General features: G+C 33.7%; 7 protein-coding genes and 1 pseudogene. All 8 read left to right on the top strand.

What is annotated here, in order from left to right:
- On the top strand, positions 1-257 hold a 257-nt coding region (locus RWR88_RS08450; RefSeq protein WP_314451814.1), incomplete at its 5' end, for a tyrosine-type recombinase/integrase.
- A gap of 27 nt (positions 258-284) precedes the next feature.
- Positions 285-1,454, top strand: a complete 1,170-nt coding sequence (deoB, locus tag RWR88_RS08445; RefSeq protein WP_006702817.1) for a phosphopentomutase — start codon at positions 285-287, stop codon at positions 1,452-1,454.
- A gap of 84 nt (positions 1,455-1,538) precedes the next feature.
- Entirely contained in the window at positions 1,539-2,363 is an 825-nt protein-coding gene (locus RWR88_RS08440; RefSeq protein ID WP_314451809.1) for a purine-nucleoside phosphorylase, read from the top strand.
- A 62-nt stretch (positions 2,364-2,425) separates the two neighbouring features.
- A pseudogene (locus tag RWR88_RS08435) lies at positions 2,426-3,136 on the top strand (segregation/condensation protein A).
- Positions 3,129-3,737, top strand: a complete 609-nt coding sequence (gene scpB, locus RWR88_RS08430) for an SMC-Scp complex subunit ScpB (protein WP_314451806.1) — start codon at positions 3,129-3,131, stop codon at positions 3,735-3,737. Before RWR88_RS08435 ends, scpB begins: the two are co-directional and overlap by 8 nt.
- Before the next feature lie 18 nt (positions 3,738-3,755).
- Complete coding sequence (locus RWR88_RS08425) at positions 3,756-4,481, top strand: pseudouridine synthase (protein ID WP_006702813.1); 726 nt, start codon at positions 3,756-3,758, stop codon at positions 4,479-4,481.
- 154 nt (positions 4,482-4,635) lie between these two features.
- Positions 4,636-5,121, top strand: coding sequence for a tRNA (adenosine(37)-N6)-threonylcarbamoyltransferase complex ATPase subunit type 1 TsaE (gene tsaE / locus RWR88_RS08420; protein ID WP_314451802.1), 486 nt, complete (start codon positions 4,636-4,638; stop codon positions 5,119-5,121).
- A partial coding sequence (locus tag RWR88_RS08415) for a GNAT family N-acetyltransferase (RefSeq protein WP_314451799.1) occupies positions 5,105-5,571 on the top strand: 467 nt, incomplete at its 3' end. The genes tsaE and RWR88_RS08415, both read left to right, overlap by 17 nt.

Raw genomic sequence — 5,571 nt, 5'->3', positions numbered from 1 at the left:
GAAATGGATTTACAAGACAAGGATTTTGGAAAAATTTAAAGAAAATTGTTCAAGAAGCAGGCGTTCATAAAGAAGTAAGTCCCCATACATTGCGTCATTCATTTGCAACGCATATTTTAGAAGCAGGGGCTGATTTGAGAATTGTTCAAGAATTATTAGGACATAGCGATATTAGTACGACTCAAATTTATACACACTTAACCAATGAACGAATGAAAGAAATTTATCAACAGGCACACCCACGTGCTAAAAAATAAAATTTATACTAGAAAGAAGAATGTCAGATGAAATTTAAAAGAATTCACGTAATTGTAATGGACTCAGTAGGGATTGGAGAAGCACCGGATGCTGCTGCATTTAATGATGCAGGTTCTCATACATTAGGACATATTTCAGAACGAGTTGGATTAAATGTTCCAAATATGCAAGCTTATGGATTAGGAAATATTGCTCCATTAAAAACTGTACCGCCAGTTGAAAATCCAAAAGGAAGCTACACTAAATTAGAAGAAGTTTCTGTAGGAAAAGATACAATGACAGGTCACTGGGAATTAATGGGATTAAATATTAAAACGCCATTTAGAGTATTCCCTGATGGATTCCCTCAAGATTTATTAGATAAAATTACAGAATTCTCTGGAAGAAATATTGTTTGTAATAAACCATATAGTGGAACAGCTGTTATTGATGATTTTGGTAAACATCAAATGGAAACAGGCGATTTAATCGTTTATACAAGTGCTGACCCAGTATTACAAATTGCAGCTCATGAAGAAATTATTCCTTTAGAAGAATTATATCGTATTTGTGAATATACAAGAGAAATTACTAAAGATGATCCATATATGATTGGCCGTATTATTGCTCGTCCATATGTTGGAACACCAGGTAACTTCCAACGTACTTCAAACCGTCATGACTATGCATTAAGTCCATTTGGTCAAACAACATTAGATTTCTTAAAAGAAAAAGGGTTTGATGTTATTGCGATTGGTAAAATTAATGACATTTTCAACGGTCAAGGAATTACTGAATTTGTTCGTACGAAAAATAATATGGATGGTGTCGATAAATTAGTAGATATCTTAAAAAAAGATTTCACTGGAATGAGTTTCTTAAACTTAGTAGACTTCGATGCTGCTTATGGACACCGTAGAGATACTGTTGGATATGGGAATGCATTAGAAGAATTCGATGCACGTATTCCAGAAATTTTAGAGCATATGCATGAGGATGACTTATTAATTATTACAGCTGACCATGGTAATGACCCAACATTCCCAGGAACTGACCATACTCGTGAGTATATTCCAGTTTTAGCAATTAGCAAATCTCTTCAACATCCAACACGTTTAACTCAAGGACATTTCTCAGATATTGCTGAAACAATTTCTGAAAACTTTGGCGTATCTTCAACTGGAAACGGACAAAGCTTCTTAAGTGAATTACAATAATATAATTGTGGAAATTCAATGAGTTCCATTATTGGATTTCCACTTCTTTTTTAAATCATCTAAAAAAAGAGAGGACAGAGTAGCATGGCTTTATATGAACAATTACTACATTTAGAACAAACAAAACGATTTTTACAAAACAATGGAGTTCAAAACATTGATTTTGGACTAATTTTAGGTTCAGGATTAGGAGAATTAGCAACAGAAGTAGAAAATCCAATTATCTTCAATTACAAAGATATTCCACACTTCCCAGTATCTACAGTAGTAGGTCACGCTGGTCGTTTAGTATACGGTGAATTATGTGGTAAAAAAGTTTTAATTATGGATGGACGTTTTCACTTTTATGAAGGATATCCAATGGAAACAGTTACGTTCCCAATTCGTTTAATGAAATTATTAGAAGTTGAAACAATGATTGTGACAAACTCTGCTGGTGGAAGCAATCCAAACTTCAAACCAGGGGACTTAATGTTAATTACAGACCATATTAATATTACAGGGACTAATCCGTTAATTGGACCAAATGATGATAGTTTTGGACCTCGTTTCCCTGATATGTCTCATGCTTATCATGTCTATGGACAAGAAGTTGTTCGTAAAGCAGCTAAAGAAGTAGGAGTGCAATTACAAGAAGGAGTTTATACAGGTTTATCTGGCCCAACTTATGAAACACCTGCTGAAGTTCGTATGGTACAAGTATTAGGTGGAGATGCTGTTGGTATGTCAACGGTTCCGGAAGTCATTATTGCAAACCATTCAGGAATTAAAGTAATCGGTATTTCTTGTATCACAAACTTAGCAGCAGGATTACAAGCAAACTTAAACCATGAGGAAGTTGTAGAAACAACTCAACGTGTAAAAGAATCATTCAAAGGTTTAGTTCGTAAAGTCATTGAAATTTATTAAATAGAATAGGAGCAGAGAAAGTGGATGCGTTAACGCTACGAATTGGGGAATTTGAAGGCCCAATGGATTTGTTATTACATTTAATTAAAGAGATGAAAATTGATATTTATAACATTCCAATGGTGGAATTAACGCATCAATATTTATCCTATATTCATTCCATGCAAGAAATGGAATTAGAAGTAGCTAGCGAGTATTTATTAATGGCAGCAACTTTATTAGAAATTAAAGCAAGAATGCTTTTACCGAAACCAAAAGTGGAAATTGATGAAGTTGAGGTAGAAGAAGATCCTAGGTATTATTTAGTTGAAATATTAATTTAATATAAGCAATTCCAAGAAGGTGCCAAAAAATTAGAAGAACTTTCTTTTCAAAGAGGTATGCATTATGGAAAAGAAGCTAGTGATTTATCTGCTCTTCAAGAAATTATTCCGTTACAAGAAGGTCAAGTAACGACCCAAGATTTATGGAATGCATTAAAGAAAATTGCAAGAAGAAATCTTGATAAAATGCCTCTACAAGCAAATATTCAACATGAAACACATACGGTAGAGGAAATGATGGATTCGATTTTAACAAAAATTCAAGAAAATCCTCAAAAAAGTATTCGATTTGATAAATGTTTTCCTTCATTTCATCGTCATGCCATTGTAACAACATTTTTGGCGATGTTACAATTAGTAAGAGAACATAAAATTCGATTGGTACAACATGTGCCTTATGAAGATATTGTTTTAGAAACTTGCGATAAAGGTGGTGCATTTAGTGGATAATTATTTAGCAGCAACTCAAGCTTTATTATTTGTAGCAGGAGATGATGGCTTAACACTAGAAGAAATTAGTTATGTCGTTGGCATTGATAAAACGGCAGTTCGACAACTATTAGAAGAATTAATGGAACAATTAAAAGATGAAACAAGTGGCTTAGAATTGATTTTAACGGCGCAACGATATAAATTTGTAACGAAAGCATCGTTAAAACCCTATCTTGAAAAATATGCTGTTTCCCCATTTTCTTCTCAATTATCTAGTGCAGCTCTTGAAACATTGGCGATTATTGCTTATAAACAACCAATCACAAGATTAGAAGTTGAAAGTATACGTGGAGTTCAATGTAGTGGAGCGATTCAAAAATTATTGTTAAGAGATTTAATTGAAGAAGCAGGTCGAATGGATAGTCCAGGTCGTCCAAAATTATATCGTACGACTACTTATTTTATGGATTATTTCGGATTAGAAACATTGGATCAATTGCCAGATGTTGAATCATTACTAGAATTAAATCAAGAAGAAAGTAAGCAATTATTTAGAAATAATGAAGACTTGTTTGAAGAATTAGAACAAATGCATCAAGATGAAGAAACCATTTCGTAAGGGAAGAAGGAGTATCTAGTGGAAAGATTACAAAAAGTCATGGCACATGCCGGAATTGCATCTCGTAGAAAATGCGAAGCCTTTATTGAAGAAGGTCGTGTTAAAGTAAATGGCACAGTTGTGAGAGAATTGGGATATAAAGTGTCTCAATCGGATAAAATTGAAGTAGATGGGATTCCTATTTATAAAGAAGAACCAGTTTACTTTATGTTTTATAAACCAAAATCTGTATTATCCAGTGTAACAGATGATAGAGGACGTACCGTTATTAGTGATTATTTTAAAGATATCCCACAACGTGTCTATCCAGTAGGAAGATTAGACTATGATACAACAGGATTAATTTTATTAACGAATGATGGGGAATTTGCGAATTTAATGACGCATCCAAAACATCATGTTGAAAAGAAATATATTGCTAAAGTAAAAGGTGTTCCAACACCACGCCATATGAGACAATTAGAAAGAGGTATTTGGATTGATGGCAAGAAAACTTCTAAGGCAGTTGCCAGAATTTTATCCGTTGATACTGAAAAAAATACAGGAATTGTTTCTTTAACGATTCACGAAGGTTGGAATCACCAAGTGAAGAAAATGTTTGAAGCAGTAGAATTACCCGTTCAAAAATTAAAACGTGAAGAATTCGGATTTTTAACATTAGAAAATTTAAGACCGGGAGATTATCGTGAACTTCGTGCTTTTGAAGTTCAAAAATTAGTTCGTTTAGCAAAAAATGAGATTTAATTGACTTTTCTGAAGTAGTTATGAATGCCTGTAGCCAGTTTTTGCTGGTTATGGGCAAACTACTAGGTAAAGTCATTTTTTGTTTTTCATACTAATCAATCACTGAATTATGTTATAATGTTTTTGAGGAATTTTCACTGAAATGAGGAAAAATATGACGATTACAATTCAAACGACATCACAAGAAGAAACAATGAAAATAGGAGAATTATTAGCAAAAGATGCCTTTTCTAACAGTACAATCATTTTGTCTGGAGATTTAGGAGCTGGTAAAACAACTTTTACAAAAGGATTTGCTTTAGGATTAGACATTACACGTGTCATTAAAAGTCCAACCTATACTTTAATTCGTGAATATACTAAAGGTCGCTTACCTTTATTTCATATGGATATGTATCGTATTGAAGAAAGTGGAGGAGCGAGTGAAATTGGTTTAGAGGAGTATTTTCATCGTGAAGGTGTCGTAATGGTTGAATGGGCAAATTTTATCGAAGAAGAATTACCTATGAATCGATTAATTATTTCTATCGAACAAACTTCTCTCACTACTCGAACCATTACACTTGATGCTATAGGAGAAGAATACGAAAAATGGTTGAATCAATTTGAGAGTTGGTGGACAAATGAAAGAGAAAGTTGAATTAGAAATTGAAGTAGTGTCTGTAGAAGATGCAGAAGCTTTAATTGAATATACAAAAAAAGTTGGAAAAGAAACAGATTTTTTAAGTTTTGGTGAAGAAGGATTAGAGTTAACTATCCAACAAGAAGAATTATATATTCAATCTGTTTTAGAAAGTGATAATCAAATGATGCTACTTGCAAAATTAGGGCAAGAAATTATTGCAGTCGCTTCAATTGGTGGAAATTCAAAAGAAAAATTTCAGCATGTGGGTGAACTAGGCATTAGTATTTTAAAAGAATATTGGGGTCAAGGATTAGGAAGTGCCTTAATGGAAGAATTACTTTCATGGGCAAAAGACTATTCACCTCTTGAAAAAATTAAATTAGCAGTTGGTCGAGAGCCTGGTGCAGCGCTTGGGTTCTCTCAGGCGGGGGGCGTGGAGGGCGGTGCGGTGGACGGCCGGGGTCG

Origin of the sequence: uncultured Granulicatella sp., from assembly GCF_963528195.1 — a bacterium.
Taxonomy (GTDB): Bacteria; Bacillota; Bacilli; order Lactobacillales; family Aerococcaceae; genus Granulicatella.
Note: the sequence above shows the minus strand (reverse complement) of the source record. Positions and strands in the feature narration are given on the sequence as shown.